At 70.3% G+C, this 15,004-nt stretch carries 12 protein-coding genes; all 12 read right to left on the reverse strand.

Annotated features, from left to right (window positions below; genetic code table 11):
- Positions 1-280: orotidine 5'-phosphate decarboxylase / HUMPS family protein (locus tag VFS34_01230; protein HET9793053.1), on the reverse strand; the 280-nt coding region annotated here is incomplete at its 3' end.
- A complete protein-coding gene (locus VFS34_01235; GenBank protein ID HET9793054.1) occupies positions 277-1,191 on the reverse strand; it encodes a dihydroorotate dehydrogenase in 915 nt (304 codons plus the stop codon). The genes VFS34_01235 and VFS34_01230, both read right to left, overlap by 4 nt.
- A complete protein-coding gene (locus tag VFS34_01240; protein ID HET9793055.1) occupies positions 1,188-1,985 on the reverse strand; it encodes a dihydroorotate dehydrogenase electron transfer subunit in 798 nt (265 codons plus the stop codon). The genes VFS34_01235 and VFS34_01240 overlap by 4 nt, the downstream gene beginning before the upstream one ends.
- Positions 1,986-2,048: 63 nt before the next feature.
- Positions 2,049-2,747, reverse strand: coding sequence for a uracil-DNA glycosylase (locus VFS34_01245; GenBank protein ID HET9793056.1), 699 nt, complete (start codon positions 2,745-2,747; stop codon positions 2,049-2,051).
- Positions 2,744-3,355, reverse strand: a complete 612-nt coding sequence (locus VFS34_01250) for a hypothetical protein (protein ID HET9793057.1) — start codon at positions 3,353-3,355, stop codon at positions 2,744-2,746. The genes VFS34_01245 and VFS34_01250 overlap by 4 nt, the downstream gene beginning before the upstream one ends.
- A gap of 44 nt (positions 3,356-3,399) precedes the next feature.
- On the reverse strand, positions 3,400-4,632 hold the full coding sequence (locus VFS34_01255) for a tetratricopeptide repeat protein (GenBank protein HET9793058.1): 1,233 nt from the start codon (positions 4,630-4,632) through the stop codon (positions 3,400-3,402).
- On the reverse strand, positions 4,629-6,800 hold the full coding sequence (locus VFS34_01260; protein HET9793059.1) for a sulfatase-like hydrolase/transferase: 2,172 nt from the start codon (positions 6,798-6,800) through the stop codon (positions 4,629-4,631). The genes VFS34_01255 and VFS34_01260 overlap by 4 nt, the downstream gene beginning before the upstream one ends.
- A 29-nt stretch (positions 6,801-6,829) precedes the next feature.
- Positions 6,830-8,959, reverse strand: coding sequence for a VWA domain-containing protein (locus VFS34_01265; protein ID HET9793060.1), 2,130 nt, complete (start codon positions 8,957-8,959; stop codon positions 6,830-6,832).
- A 66-nt stretch (positions 8,960-9,025) separates the two neighbouring features.
- A complete protein-coding gene (locus VFS34_01270; protein HET9793061.1) occupies positions 9,026-11,239 on the reverse strand; it encodes a sulfatase-like hydrolase/transferase in 2,214 nt (737 codons plus the stop codon).
- Positions 11,240-11,264: 25 nt separating this feature from the next.
- Positions 11,265-13,328, reverse strand: coding sequence for a sulfatase-like hydrolase/transferase (locus VFS34_01275; protein ID HET9793062.1), 2,064 nt, complete (start codon positions 13,326-13,328; stop codon positions 11,265-11,267).
- 31 nt (positions 13,329-13,359) lie between these two features.
- Positions 13,360-14,352: a tetratricopeptide repeat protein gene (locus VFS34_01280; GenBank protein ID HET9793063.1), complete on the reverse strand. Its 993-nt coding sequence runs from the start codon at positions 14,350-14,352 to the stop codon at positions 13,360-13,362.
- A gap of 79 nt (positions 14,353-14,431) precedes the next feature.
- Positions 14,432-15,004, reverse strand: a 573-nt coding sequence (locus VFS34_01285) for a hypothetical protein (protein ID HET9793064.1), incomplete at its 5' end; no start/stop codon positions are given.

Raw genomic sequence — 15,004 nt, forward strand, 5'->3', positions numbered from 1 at the left:
GCCCTCCGGAGGCGTGGACGTTGACGAGCGACGCTCCCGTCCGCACGGCGGCTTTCGCGGCGGCCGCGACGGTGTTCGGGATGTCGTGGAGCTTGAGGTCGAGGAACACCTTTCCCGAGCGCGCGATCTCCGCGACCAGCCCCGGGCCCTCGGAGACGAAGAGCTCGAGGCCGATCTTGAACCACCCGCACCGGCCCCGGACGCGTGCGGCGAACTCCCGCGCGTCGGAGGAGCCGGCGAAATCGAGCGCGACGCAGATCTTCTCCCGCGCGCCCGTCACGGCGTCCTCCCGATCAGGTCGCGCGCCGCGATGGAGCGCTCGGCGCACCACGCGTCGAGCTCCCGGACGAGCCGCGCGGAAACCCCGGGGTCGCGGAAATTCGCCGTTCCCACCTGCACGGCCGAAGCCCCCACGGCCATGAATTCGAGCACGTCCGAGAGCGTCTCGATTCCGCCGATCCCCCAGAGCGGGGCGTCCGGCAGCGCGCGATGGACCTGGTGGACCATGCGCACCGCGAGCGGACGGATCGCCGGACCGGAAAGCCCGCCGGTCCCGAACGAGATCCGGGGCGCCCCGGTTTCGGGATCGACCGCCATTCCGACGAACGTGTTGACGAGCGAAAGCACGTCCGCTCCGGCGCCCCGCGCCGCGCGCGCGGATTCGACGAGGTCCGGGGCGTTGGGCGAGAGCTTCACGACGAGCGGCGCGTCCGTCGCTTTTCGAACCTTCCCCACGAGCGACGCCGTCGCCTCCGGCGAGTTGCCGAACAGCATCCCCCCCTTGCGCACGTTCGGACAGGAGATGTTGAGCTCGATCCCGGCGAGACCCGGCGCTCCCGAGAGGGCGCGCGCGATCTCGACGTACTCCTCTTCCTCGTCTCCCCAGATGTTGGCGAAGACGGTCGCGCCGGCCGCGGCCAGCAGCGGAAGTTTCTCGCGGAGGAACGTCTCGATCCCGACGTTCTGCAGGCCGATCGCGTTCAGCATTCCCGAGGGCGTCTCGCAGATCCTCGGCGGCGCGTTGCCCTCGTGGGGCTGCAGCGAAAGCCCTTTCGTGAAGAGGGCGCCGATCGAGGAGAGATCCAGGACGTCCGCGAATTCGAGACCGTACCCGAACGTGCCCGACGCCGTGGCGATCGGATTGGCCAGGCGCACCGGGCCGAGCGCGACCGACAGATAACTCGACGTCATCGGCAACGGCTCCAGTCCACCGCGGAAGGGGCGAGGATCGGCCCTTCCTGGCAGGAGACGAGGAATCCGCCCCCGGGCTTCGGGAGGACGCACGCGAGGCAGACGCCGAAGCCGCAGCCCATCGGGGCCTCCGTCGAGAATTCGGCGGCGATCCCTTTTCCGTCGAGGACCCTCGCGAGCGAGCGGAACATCGGCGTCGGCCCGCAGGCGTAAACGCGGCGATATCCCCCTCCCCCGCCGAGCGTCCGCGCGAGGAGGTCGGTCACGCGGCCCGGCTCCCCGGCGGTCCCGTCGTCGGTCGCGTCCTTCTCCGCCCCGGTGACGAGCGGCGAGATCTTCGCGCGGTAGGCGAGGTCGGGAGCGGAGCGACCGCCGAAGAAGAGGTCCGCGACGACGCCTCGCGACCCGAGCTCCCGGAGGAGCAGGGGAAAGGGGGCGACGCCGACGCCTCCCGCGACGATCGCGACGCGATCTCCGCGCGCGAGGTCCGAAGCCGTGAACGCGTTCCCGAGAGGTGCGAGCAGCGCGACCTCCTCGCCCGGAACGAGCGCCGAGAGGCACGCGGTTCCGACGCCGACGACCTTGACGAGGAACTCGACGGTCCCGGCGTGCCGGTCGACGTCGGCGACCGAAAAGGCCCGGCGCAGGAAGGGACGGCTCCTTCCTTCGACTCCGATCATGGCGAACTGCCCCGCGCGCACGCCGGCGGCGAGGTCCGGCGCCGAGCAGTGGAGGGAGAAGAGCCCGGGCGCGTGGTCGGTCCGCGATGTGACGCGCGCCTTGATGTCCCGCATGAGCGCCGCGATCTTAACCGAAGCGCGCGCGGCGATGCATCGAGAGGCGTGTTCCGTTCGAGCTCAGTCCACCATGCGCGCGAGTCCCGCGATCCTCCCCGCGCGCCGGAGCACCGCGCGGAGCATCGCGGGCGTCAGCCTCCCCGTGAACGTGTTCTGCTGGCTCGGGTGATACGCGCCGAGGAGCGTGTACGGGCCGATCGCCGCTTCCGATCCGTGCGCGAAACGCGGCCGCGGCGGCGGGATCGCGAGGCCGGCGGCACGGAACGCCCGCAGCGTGCGATCGAACGCGAGGCCGCCGAGCGCGACGACGACGCGCAGGTCCGGGAGCGCCGCGATTTCGCGGACGAGGTAGGGCCGGCAGCGATCGAATTCCGCGGGAGTCGGCCGGTTGCCGGGCGGGGCGCAGCGCGCGGCCGCCGTCACGAGGACGCCCCTGAGCGCCAGGCCGTCGTTCCGGGAGACCGAGTGAGGGCGGTTCGCGAATCCCGCGGCGTGAAGCGCGGCGAAGAGGAAATCTCCCGACGAGTCGCCGGTGAAGATGCGGCCGGTCCGGTTCCCCCCGTGCGCCGCGGGCGCCAGTCCGACGAGGAGCACCCGGGCGGCCGGGTCTCCGAACGCGGGCAGCGGACGCGCCCAGTAGCGTTCTCCGCGGAACCGCCGCGGCGGTTCCGCCGCCGCCTCCTCGCGCCAGGCGACGAGCCGCGGGCAGAGGCGGCAGTCGACGACGTCGCGCGCGATCCTCGCGAGCGATTCCGTCACATCGATGTGGACGACTGGAGCGAGGCGAGGAGCGCGTCGAAGTCGGGGCGGGACCGTTCGATGAGCGCCTTCGGTCCCGTCGCTTTCACGAAGACGTTCCCCTGCGGCGCCTCGATGATCGCGCCCCACAGGGCGAATCCCGGCTCCGGCGTCGAAGGGCCCATCGGCATCCCCGACGCGTACGTTCCCTGCGTCGTGACGACCGTCACCTTCAGGCCGCTGCGTTCGAGGCTCGTGACCGGGCCGGGCGTCGCGTCCGTGAACTGATCCTGCCAGCGCTTCGCGTTCTCGGCGATTCCGCCTCCCTGGCCGCTCCCGAAATAGTAGACGGCGACCGTGCCGTCCTTCTCTCCCGAAGAGCCGGGAATCCCGAACTGGGCCACGCGCATCGACGATTCCGGCGCCTCTCTCCGCCACGACGACGGAGGCGTGAACGCGATGCCGGCGACGCGTACCGGTCCGGTCGCGGAGACCGCGACGGCCGGCGCCGACGGCGCTCCGGGCTCCTCGGCGTGCGCGGGAGCCATCGGGATCTCCCGGACGGGCTGGGCGCGCCGGCATGCGCCGGCGGCCGCGAGGACTCCGATGACGGCGGCGATTCTTCTCATGCTCCCCCACTCTAGCAGGCCCGCGAAACCGGGAACAGGGCGGACTAGCCTCGGCGCGGCGCGGACCGGCGAAGCGTTGCGCGCCATTCCGCCTCGAGGTCCGACAGCGCCCGGCCCGTCTCGGCTCGGACGGCGGTCTCGAGAGGCATCCCCGCCCCGAGGTCGCGCAGGACGCACGACGCCGCGCCCGCGCCATGCTCCCGGATGAGCTCCTGCACGCAGTAGAGGGCCAGCCGGTACGCCGCGCGCGCCCTGTCCCGATCGGTCCTCTGGGAAAACGACGAGGAGAGTTCCGCCAGCGAATCGAGGGGAATGACGGCGAGCGTCTTCGCCGCCTCGGCCGCGGAGATCCGCCTTCCCTCCACGTACTGAGCCACGCCCTCCTGGAGCCACCCCGGCGCGCGCCCCCGCGAGATCTCCGAAATGAAGGCGTGCGCGAGCTCGTGCGAGAGCAGCCCGCGGTAGCTCTCCGCCTCCGGGCCGTCGGGCGGAAGAGGGACGTGGATGCGACCGTCGTAGACCCCGCCGACCCAGTCGGGCGTGTCCATCCAGCTGAAATAGCGCCGCCCCTGGTACAGGATCACGACGGGAGACGCCGCGAGCGGACTCTCGAAGAAACCCGCGAGCTCGGTCCGGCGCTCGTCGAGGAAATGCAGCGTCGATTCGACGGCGTCGACGGGCACCCCGGGGTCGTAGAAGGCCTCGAACGCGCTCCCCTCGAAGTACTGCTGTCCGTGCCCGTAGGCCCAGTCCCTCCTCAGCTTTCCCATCCGGGCCCGGATCGACGGATCGTCGCCTCCCAGGCGGAGCGCCTCTTCCCAGGCGCGGAGGGCTTCGCTCGTGCGGTTGCGTTCGGCATACAGCTCCCCGAGCTCGAGAAAGACCCGGGCGTCGGCGGGATCGGCGTGACTCGTCCGGATCGCGGCGTCGAGATAGAACTCCGCGAACTCGAGATCGCCGTGCCGGACGTAGGCCAGCGTGAGCTCGGCGGCCGCCGCTCCGTTGTCGGGATCGTCCGCGACGGCCTCCGACAGGAGCTCGATCGCGCGCGCCGGATCGCCGGAGGCGAGATAGCGCTCGCCGATGCCCGTCAGGCGTCTCGATTGTTCCGCGAGGGACGGAGGGTGCGCGCTCTCGATCTCGCGCCGCAGCTCGGCGAGCGCCGGGGCGGGATCCGCGGGCGCGGCCGGGCGGCCTTCCGCCATCGATGCGGCGAGAGCGACGAGCAGGGCGCAGACCGCCGCCGGCCCGCGCCGAGCTCTCCCGCGTGGCGTCATCGCGCCCCTCCCGCGGCAAGGATCCGCCGGGCCTGCTCGGCCTGCGCCGCGTAGCGCGGCGGAGGAGGGAGAGCGAGGAATCGGCGCAGGAGGGCGGCGCTTTCCGGGGCGGCACCGCGCCGGCCCTCCCAGAGCGCCAGATTGAAGAGGGCGTCCGGCTGGCGCCCGTCGATCTGGAGCGCCCGCTTCCATGCCTCCCCGGCCGCCGGCTCGTTTCCCTGACGGGCACGCGCGAGCCCCAGGGATGACCAGGCCGCGGCATCTTCCGGCGCCCACTCGCACGCGCGACCGAGCCATGCGACGGCGTCTTCCGTGCGCCCCGCCCCGAGAAGAAGCGTCCCGAGGTTGAAGGCCGCCTCCGCATCGCGCGGCTCCTTCGCGAGCGCCCGCTGGAAGGCGGACTCCGCTTCGGCCGCGCGGCCCGTCTCCGCTTCGGCGATGCCGAGCGCGACGAGAGCGCGGGCCCCCGGATCGGGAAGGTCGGCCAGGATGGCGATCGCCTCGGCCGGCTTTCCCTCCGCGATCCGCGAGCGGGCGAGGTCGGTTTTCATCTCCGGACCCGCGATCCCTCGACGCGCCGCGTCGGCGACGAGCCGATCGCGCTCCTCCGTCCGGCCGAGCCGCGCGAGGAGCACCGACAGGTTGTCGTAGGCCTGCGCGAGCTGTTCCCGCGACACGTCGGGACCCGCCTCCCGGACAGCGGCGGTGAGCACGTCGCACCCTTCCGCGGCGCGGCCCGTCCGGACGAGGCTGTCGGAGAGCATCTCGCGCGCGGAGAAGGACGTCGGGCTGTCGCGAAGAACTTCGCGCGCGGCGGCGATCGTGCCGGCGAAGTCTCCCGCGGCGTGCCGGTCGAAGAGCGCGCGGAAACTTCGAAGCGCCGCCACGTGGTCCTTCGGATCGGGCAACGCGCCCGGTTTCCCTCCTCCCGCGCCCGAGAGATATCCGAGCGAGGCGAGCGTGCGCACCTCTTCGGCGGAAACGGCGGAGGGAGCCTGGAAGGGCCGGGACATCCCGGCGAGCTCGACGGCGAGGCGCCGGAGCTCCGGCGGGCGCGCGGGGACGAGGTTCCGCGTCTCGCCCGGATCCGATCGCAGATCGTAGAGCTCGGGCCGCGGCGCCTGCACGTACTGGAACCGCGCGTTTTCGAGCGAAGCCAGGTCGCTCCAGCCGAGCGCGAACCGCGGGTACAGCGTCTCGCTGTAGATGTCGCGGGTGGGCGAGGCACCCCGCGCGAGCGCGAGGAGCGACACGCCGTGCGCTTTCGCGGGGACCGCCGCTCCCGCGATTTCCGCGATCGTCGGAAGGACGTCGGTGAGCCCCGCGGGCGCGTCCACGGTCGTCCCGCGCCGCTCCGCGCCGGGGAGCTTGACGATCAGCGGGACGCGCACGTCCTCGCGGTACAGGAACACGCCGTGCTCGTCCTCCCCGTGCTGGCCGAGGCCCTCGCCGTGATCCGACAGGAGCACGATCGCGGCGCGGTCGTACAGCCCCGCCCCGCGGAGGAACCCGACCAGCTCTCCGACGGCGGCGTCGGCGGCCGCGATCTCGCCGTCGTACGGAGCGGAACGGTAGGCGCTCCGGTACGGCTCGGGCGGCGCGTACGGAGCGTGAGGCTCGTAGAGGTGGGCGAACAGGAACAGAGGACGGCTGCCGGCGCCGCGCGCCCATGCCGTCAGCGCCCGCACCGTTTCGACACCCGCCCGCTCCCGGGCGGGTCCCCCCACCGTGTCGTCGTAGAGGTCGAACCCCGCGTCGAGGCCGCGGTCGCGCCGGAGGACGAACGACGAGACCGCGGCACCCGTCGCGAACCCGCGGCCGCGCAGAACCGTCGCGATCGTCGAGCTTCCCGGGGCGAGCCGGAACCCGGCGTTGTCGCGGACGCCGTTCTCGAACGGGAGCAGCCCGGTCAGGAGCGTCGCATGGGACGGGAGCGTCAGCGGAACGTGCGAGTACGCCGCCGTGAACAGGATGCCGTCGCGGCGCAGCGCGTCGATCGCCGGCGTCGCGACCTTCGCGTACCCGTATGCCGGGAGGTGGTCCGCCCGGAGCGTGTCGATCGAGATCAGGACGACGGTCGGAGGTCCGGCGCGGCGGCACGCCGCCGGAATCCCCGCGCACGCGAGGAGGATCGCCGCGGCGGCGCGCGAATGCACGAGTTTTCTCACGATGCGACGTCCCGGGACAGGATAACGGATCAGGAGACGGTGAAAGCCGCCTCGGTTTCGGTGGCGGGGACGCCGTCGGCCCGCACGCCGAGCCGCAGCGACCAGCGGCCCGCGCGCAGCCCCGACGTGTCGAGCTCGAGAACGAGCTTCCACATGCCGTCGGCGGCGAGCGGAGTCCGCCCGAGCAGGCGGACCTTCGCCGGGACGCGCGCCCCGCCGTCGCCCGGAACGAGCTCGGCATCCATCGTGAACGGCATCATTCCCGAGCCGGACTCGTTCTGGATGACGACGAGGCAGAGCCGCGCCGTCGAATTGGGCGCCAGGTCCGGGCTCACGCGCGGCGCGAACGCCCGGTCGCCGATCGTGAAGATGCCGTCCGACGGAGCGTTCGCGGCGGCATCCCGGATGTTGACGCCGTCTCCCGCTCCGTCGACGAACACGGGGGGAAGGACCTCGAAGCCGCCCGTCGCCAGTTCGGTCACCGGGAGATCGGATTGGGAGAACCCGTAATCCCCCGACGTTTCGTTGCGGAAGAGGACGCGGAGCCGGTAGTTCCCGGGAACGAGATGACACGTCGTGAGGTACGTGAATCCGCCGGCGCCGAGCGCGTTCCGGAGCTTCCCGAGCTCGATCGTGACCGAGCGCGAGAAGTAGTCCGCCAGAGCGCCCCGCTCGTCGCTGACGTAGCCGTAGATGCCGACCCGCATATCCCCGTCGGCGGGAAGCTTCGCGAAAAACGCCGGGGGAACGCTGACGATCACGGGGACCGGGTTCAAGCTCTTGCCGGCCATCGGCAGCGCCGCCACGTGCAGCGGGATCTTGCCCGGCGTGCGGCCGTCGTTGATCACGTCGGCCGCCGAGAAGACCCGTTCGAGCGGCGACAGGGCGCCGAAGGAGCGGGAGTCGTAGTATCCCGCCCGGGCCGAAACGCGCGCGTGGGGCGCGTCGACCTTGACCTTGAGCTCGTGGAATTGTCCCGGCTTCCCGGGATGCGACGGCCGGTACGAGAGGACGTAGACGAAGCTCGTCTTCTCGACGATTCTCTGGAGCTGGCTCTCGAGATCGTTCGAGTTCTCGATGACCTCTCCGCCGGTCGCGGAGGCGATCGCGAAGAGCGACTCGCGTCCGTACGAGACGCGGGTGCCGAGGCTCGCGTCCGAGGAGTCGCGGAGGCCGGCGATGTCGACCGGGTAGATCGCGCAGTCGGAACGCCGGTAGATCTCCATGGTGTCGGCCAGGCGGCGCTCGAGGGCGGTGTTGTTGTAGCGCTTGTCGAGATCGACCGACCAGAGCTGACCGGCCGACATCGCGTCGTTGTCGGCCTGGTTGTCTTCGCCGGACCTCAGGATGTTCCCGTACAGCAGGGAAGAATCGAAGCCTTCCGAAAAGTAGATGACGAGCTTCCGCCCTTCGACGACGTCGAGCGCGTGGCCGAGCCCGCCGATCCCGCCGAGCTGGCGCGCGACGCGCCCCTCCGCGAAACGGTCGGCGGTCTTCTGGGCGAGCATCGAGAAGATCTTGGCGGACGCCGCCATCTCTCCCGCCGACGAGTCCCGGTATTGCTCGGCCGGGGTGAGCTTGGCCGCGTTGGGATCGCCCGGGAGCACGAAAGCGAAGGCGAGCGGATCGCGCATGTGATCGGTGAGGAGCGGGAGCCCGACCCGCTGGACGGCGGCCTCGAGCTGGCGACGGTCGTTGGTGAAGTTCAGGAGGAGCTGGACGCCCTGCTCGACGGATTGCGTCGCGATGCTGGTGAGATCGTCGGGGCCCATGCCGGTTCGAACGAAGGCGAGCGCCGCCTGCCGCGAGCGCGCGATCTCGTTGGGCGTCGCGAACGAGAAATCGAACAGGAGGAGGAAGTGGCGCCTCCCCGCCACCGGGAGGTCGCTCGGCAGGCCGGACACGCGGTTGCGGCGCGAGAAGTCGAGCGTGTCGACCGCGAGCACTTTCTGGCGGTGTCCGTCGTCCTCGAGGGTGAAGTCCTTTTCCGTGAGATTCCGGATCGGCTTCCCGTCCCGGCCGGTCACGTTCACGGGCACCTGCACGAGGGTGACTTCCGCGGTCTCGTGGACGGCCCCCGGTTCCCGGGAGCCCGCCCGCAGCGCCGCCGCGGCCGCGATCGCGACGACGGTGACGGCGAAGACCGGAAGTTTCGACACCGGCGGTTCCTGGAAACTCAACTTTACACCCCGGGGCCGGAGGGCACAAACGCGGAGCGCGACTTCTTAAGACACCGGGACGGCCGATTGCCGCGCGGACTCCGCGGCGCGCTGGCGGAAGAAGGCCGCCGCCGCCGGATCGCCGAGGATGCGGAAGGTCTCCGCGGCCGCCCGGTACGAACGCGGCGTCGGCGCTTCCTTCACCATCTGCAGCAGGGTCTGCCGGGCCTCCGCCGAACGGCCTTCGCTCGCGAGCAGGAACGCCAGAGACGTCCACCCCACGGGATTGCCGGGGAAGTAATGCACTTCTTGACGGAATTCCTGCTCCGCCGGAGCGTTCTGTCCCATCCGCGCGAAGATGTCTCCCTTGTAGAAGTGGAGGTTGCTCACCTGGCGCTCCTCCCGGGTCTGGAGACTCGCTTCGATGGCGTTGAGCTGCGCGAGAGCCCCCGGAAGATCGCCGCGGGCCCGCGCGATCTGGGCGAGGATCATCGAAGGCTTCACGTGCCCCATGTGGCCGCGGTCGAGCGCGACGCGAGCCTCGCGCTCCGCGCCGGCGAAATCCTTGTCGTGGAGCAGGACCGAGGCGAGGACCTCGTGCGCTTCCGCCGGCCCGGACACCGCGATCGACCGTTCCGCGAAGAGCCGGGCCTGCGACGTCTCTCCGAGGTCGAAGTATTCGTTGGCGATCGAGGCGAGCGTGATCGGGTCCCCCGGCTTGTACCGGTCCGCCTGCTGCAGCGCGGCGAGCGACTGTTCGGTGCGCCCCATCTTGTGGTACGTGTTGGCGAGCTGCTGCCAGGCGTCGGTCATCGCCGGCTCCTTGCGGAGGAGCTCCTGCAGCAGCGTGACGGCCTCGTCGTACTTTCTCTCGACGTAGAGCCCGATCGACTTGTGGAGCATCGTGAGCTCGTCGATCCGATCGATGGGGTTCGCGAGGTTCGTGGCGTTCTCGGCGGGCGCCGCCGAACCGAGATATCCGAGCGCCGCGAGCTTCTTCACCTGCTCGGGGTCGCCGTGCCCCGGCGCCTGCCGCGGGCGGTCCATCGCGAAGAGCGCGTTGCGCATGCGCCGGAAGGGGGCGGGCAGGCCGGCGGCGAGATCCCGCTTCTGCTCCGGATCGGCGACGATGTCGTAGATCTCGTCCTTCGGGGCGTGGATGTACTCGAAGCGGTCGTTCGTCAGCGCGGCGAGATCGCTCCAGCCGAAGTGATAACGCGGATAGAGCGTCTCGCTGTAGATGTCGCGGACCGGGAAGCCGCGCGCCTCCGCGGCGGAGAACGGCAGGGCCTTTCCCGCGAGATCCGCGGGTCCGGGCACTCCGACGACGGTCGCGATCGTCGGGAAGAGATCCTCGAGGCCGACCGGAGCGGCGACGGACTGCCCCGCGTCCGTTTCCTTCGGGAGCTTGACGATCATGGGGACGTGCAGCGTCTCGCGGTACAACAGGACGCCGTGCTCCATCTCGCCGTGCTCGCCGAGTCCTTCCCCGTGATCGGAGACGAGGAGCACGAGGGCCCGCTCGTAGATCCCCTCCCGGCGGAGGTAGTCCGTGAACTTCCCGACGATCTGATCGACCGTCGCGATCTCGCCGTCGTAGGGCCGGTCGTGGTACTCCGCGTCGAAGGGCGGGATCGGCTTGTACGGCGTATGGGGCTCGTACAGGTGCAGGAAGAAGAAGAAGGGGGCCTTCTCGTGCTGGGAGATCCACTGCTCGGCGATCTTCTCCGTGTCGAATCCGGAGCGCTGGACCTGCGCGAGGCTCGCGGTCTCCGTCTGCGCCTCGACGGCATCCTCGAAGAAATCGAATCCCCGATTGATGCCGGTCGTCGCGGTGAGGACGACCGCCGAGATCGCGCCCCCCGTCGCGTATCCGTTCTCCTTGAGCGTCGACGCCAGCGTCGCGTGCCCCGGCCCGAGGACGTATCCGACGTTGTCGCGGACGGCGTTCTGCGGCGGCAGCAATCCCGTCATCATCGTCGTGTGCGACGGGAGGGTGAGCGGGACGTGGCTGTACGCGTTCTCGTAGAGCACGGCGTCGCGCCGGAAAGCGTCGATCGCCGGCGTCTTGACCTGGCGGTACCCGTACGCGGGAAGGTGGTCGGCACGGAGCGTGTCGATCGAGATCAGGATCACGGGAGCGCGGCGGAAGGTCCGCGAGCCGCCGCGCCCGCAGCCGGCGAGCCCCAGGGCGACGCCGCCCAGGACGGCGCCGATCGCCGCGAGACGCGCCGAGCGCGCTCCCCTCGGCTTCGGTCGATTCTCTCGATGTTCCCGCATTTCGCCGCCTTTCCCGGTCGCCCGGTCAGCCTTTGTTTTCCCGCAGCTGCGCCAGGAGCTGCCTCGCCCGCGCGATGTCCGGTCCGTAGCGTGCCGCCGGCGCGCGGGCGATGAATTCCTCGAGCGCTCCGCGGGAATCGGCGTCGTCCCCGATCCCGTGCGCGACGAGCGCGATGTTGAAGAGCGCGTCGAACTGGTTCCGGTCGAGCGCGACCGCCTTCTTCCACGACGCGATCGCGTCGGGCGGGCGGCCCGACCGCATGAGCGCGACGCCCTGGGCGTTCCAGGCGCGCGGCAGGCGGTCGTTGAGGGCGAGAGCGCGTCCGAACGCGTCGAGGGCCGCGGGGACGTCCCCCGCCTGGAGGCGCGTGATGCCGATGTTCTGCCAGGGCTGCCCGCTCCGGGGATCGGCGGCGGCCGCGTCCTCGAACTTCGCGATCGCCTCCTTCGTCCGGCCCGCCGTCGCGAGCGCGATGCCGATCGCGTTCAACGCGTCGGGATCGCGGCTCGTCGAAAGCGGAGCGAGGACGCGAAGCGCGTCCGACGCCCGTCCCGATTCCGCGCAGAGGAGTCCCCACCGCGAGCGGAGGGGATCGTCGATCAGGCCCCGCCGGTCGGCCGCCTCCAGGGTCGCGATCGCGGCGGCGTCGTTGCCCGCCTGCGCCTGGAGGAAGGCCAGGAAATCGTAGCCGGTCCGCATCGAGGGCCTCGCCTTCACGACGTCGGCGGCGCGCCGGAGCGCATCGTCGATTCTCCCCCGCTGGTAGAGATCGACCAGCTCGTGGATCGACTGGTCGAGCGCGACGAGGTTCTTCGGGTCGTCCTCGGGGCCGTAGTGCGCCTTCGTCGCGGCGCTCCCGCTGAGGTACCCGAGGCTCTGGAGGCGGGCGCGTTCCTCCGACGAGACCGAACGCGCGGCGACGTTGCCGGCATCCCGCGGAATCGCGTTCTTCAGCACGCGGACCCGCGCGTCGTCGGCGGAAAAGAGGTTCTGCTTCTCGCCGGGGTCGGCGTCGAGCGCGTACAGCTCGGGTATCGGCAGGTCGATGTACTTGGCGTTCCGGCCGATCTCCCCACGGAGCGGCGCCCAGCCCCGGTTCAGGTTCGAGGAGAGCGCCTCGAAGTAGGACGTCGCGGACGAATCCGGGGGGCCTCCGAGAAGCGATTCGCCGGGGAGCCCGGCCGGCTTCTTGGCTCCGACCGCTTCGAGCACGGTCGGGACGATGTCGACGTGCCGGGCGAGCCGCGCGTCGGTTCCCGGCGCGACGGCGCCCGGCGACCAGACGAGGAGGGGGACGTGGAGCGTCGCCTCGTAGGCGAAGAGTCCGTGCGTCAGCTCCCCGTGATCCCCCAGCGCTTCCCCGTGGTCGCCGGTGACGACGACGAGCGGCGGCGCCTTCGCGCTCCGCAGCTCGTCGAACAGCGGCCCGAGAGCGGCATCGACGCCGGCGACCTCGCCGAGATAGGGATTGGCGGCGTATTCGCGGTCGAAGGGCGGCGGGGGTCGATACGGCGCATGGCAGTCGTAGAGATGGACCCAGAGGAACCGCGGCGCGGACGCCGGCGCCTCCCACCATTTGCGGGCGGCGGCGACGACCTCCGAGGCGGGCCGCTCGGACATCACGAAGTCGTACGGACCGACACCCTCCGGATAGTGCTGGTCGTAGACGTCGAAGTCCTTCGCGAGCCCGAACCGCGCATCGAGCGGGAACGCCCCGATGAACGCGGCGGTCGCGTACCCGCGGGCTTTCAGGAAGGTCGCGAGCGTCGGGATCTTCGGATCCAGCCGGAATCCGTCGTTGTCGCGAACGCCGTGCTGGAACGGATAGAGACCCGTGAGGATGTTGACGTGGGATGGCAGCGTGATGACGTTCTGCGCGTGCGCCCGCGTGAAGATCCGCCCTTCCCGGGCGATCCGGTCGAGCTGCGGCGTCGAGACGCGCGCGTCGCCCGCGTAGCCGGGCGCGTCCGCGCGCAGCGTGTCGATCGTGACGAGGACGACGTCCCGGACGGAACCGGAAACGGGCGCCGCCGGCCGGCGGCAGCCCCCGAGGGCCGCCGCCAGCACGAGGAACGCGACTTTCTTCAACGGGAGCCGCGGGCGCCCGCCGCCCCGGGAATCATCCGTGGGAGGGCGTCTTGCGCGCCGGCTTCCCCGGCTTCATCGAGTTCAGGAGCTCCTTGACCGTGTCGGCGTTGGTTCCCGTCGGCGCGATCTGAAGGTACTTCTCGAAGTCGGCCTTCGCGTCGTCGACGTGCTTCTCCGAATAGCGAGCCAGTCCGCGATAGTAGTAGGCGTCGGCGTTGTCGGGGCTCTCCGGCGCCTTGGTGATCGCCTTGGTGAACCACTGGTCGGCATCCGCGGCGCGCCCCTTGTTGTAGTAGTTGATCCCCATGTTCAGGTACGGCCCGGGATCCGTGATCTTCTCGTCGGGGACCTTCTCCATCGCCGCCTTGCCTTCGTCGAGGTTTCCCTTCTGGAGCTCGATCTCGGCGATGATCAGCCAGCTGTTCGTGTCGTCGGGCGCGACCGCGACCACCTTCTTCGCGTAGTTGAGCGCGTCGTCGTACTGCTTGGCGTTGTAGCAGGCGAGCTCCAGGTGCTCGAGGACGCCCTGGTTGTCCGGAAGGTCGACGAGCACTTTCTCGTAGTTGGCGCGCGCTTCGGCCCAGTTCTTCTCGTTCCACGCCGCGTTCGCCTTCTCGATCGCGTCGGCAGTCTCCTTCGAGATCTTCTTGCCCCCGACGGAGAGCTCCTCGTGCGGCGCCTCCTGGGGAGCCGCTTTCTCGAGCGTCACGTTGATCGGCTCGTTTCGCGCCGCCTGGGAGACCGGAAAGGAGGTCTTCTTCGTCTGATAGCCGGGGGCGGAGATGTCGACGTTCCACTGCCCCCCGTTCAGGCCCATCCGCGCCCAGTGCCCCTTGTCGTTGGTCTTGACGTCCGGCCCCTTCCCGTCCGTCCAGCGCAGCGACACCGTCGCGTTCGCGATCGGTTTGCCGTCGGCATCCTTGACGTTGCCTTCGAGCCGCCCCCGCCCCGTCCAGTCCTGTGCCGAGAGCGCGGACGCGCAAAGGACCGCGAGGAAGACCAGGCTGTATTTCTTCACCGACATCGATTCTTCCTTTCCCATCAATAAAAAAGGCCCCGTCGGGCGTTTATTCCCGGCGGGGCCGAAGGATAACCGAGGCGGTTTAGAAGCTCAAGCGAGCTCCGAACCGGAGGGTGCGGGGCGCCTGGGTCTCCGTGATCTCGTTGGCCTGAGCGGTCGACGTCTGCGTCGTGCCGTTCTGTCCGAGCGCGGAGCAGGCTCCATCCGAGCCGTTGCAGGCCCGGTTCCGCTTCTGGAGCGGCGTGTTCGAGTTCGCCACGTTGAACACGTCGAGCGAGAAGGTGAGGTCCGCCTTCTGGAAGAGCGGAACGACCTTTTCGAGACGCATGTCGAGCTCGTACAGGTTCTTGTTGCGGTGGTCATCCGGGTTGCCGATGATCACGTTCCGGGTGCCGAGACCGTCGCCGGGATTCTGACGGACGTAGTAGGGAATCGGGTATCCCTGGCGGCCGTAGAAGTTCGCGGCGAGGTTGAAGTTGAGCGGGAGCTGATAGAGGCCGCTGACGTTGAAGTTCCACTTGCTGTTGATGTAGACGTTCGCGAAGGCACCGCTGTTGGCGGCGCCGCCGTACCAGGTGATCATGCCGTCGCCGCAGCTCGGTCCCGTCGCCGCGACCTGGTTGGTCGGGTCCTGGCATCCGCTGCTGGGAGAGAC

It is taken from the genome of Thermoanaerobaculia bacterium, from assembly GCA_035717485.1.
Taxonomy (GTDB): Bacteria; Acidobacteriota; Thermoanaerobaculia; order UBA5066; family DATFVB01; genus DATFVB01.

Excerpts from the sequence above, each read along its gene's own strand:
- VFS34_01235 (HET9793054.1), bottom strand. The coding sequence starts at position 1,191 with ATGACGTCGAGTTATCTGTCGGTCGCGCTCGGCCCGGTGCGCCTGGCC.
- VFS34_01240 (HET9793055.1), bottom strand. The coding sequence starts at position 1,985 with ATGCGGGACATCAAGGCGCGCGTCACATCGCGGACCGACCACGCGCCC.
- VFS34_01250 (HET9793057.1), bottom strand. The coding sequence starts at position 3,355 with ATGAGAAGAATCGCCGCCGTCATCGGAGTCCTCGCGGCCGCCGGCGCA.
- VFS34_01255 (HET9793058.1), bottom strand. The coding sequence starts at position 4,632 with ATGACGCCACGCGGGAGAGCTCGGCGCGGGCCGGCGGCGGTCTGCGCC.
- VFS34_01270 (HET9793061.1), bottom strand. The coding sequence starts at position 11,239 with ATGCGGGAACATCGAGAGAATCGACCGAAGCCGAGGGGAGCGCGCTCG.
- VFS34_01280 (HET9793063.1), bottom strand. The coding sequence starts at position 14,352 with ATGTCGGTGAAGAAATACAGCCTGGTCTTCCTCGCGGTCCTTTGCGCG.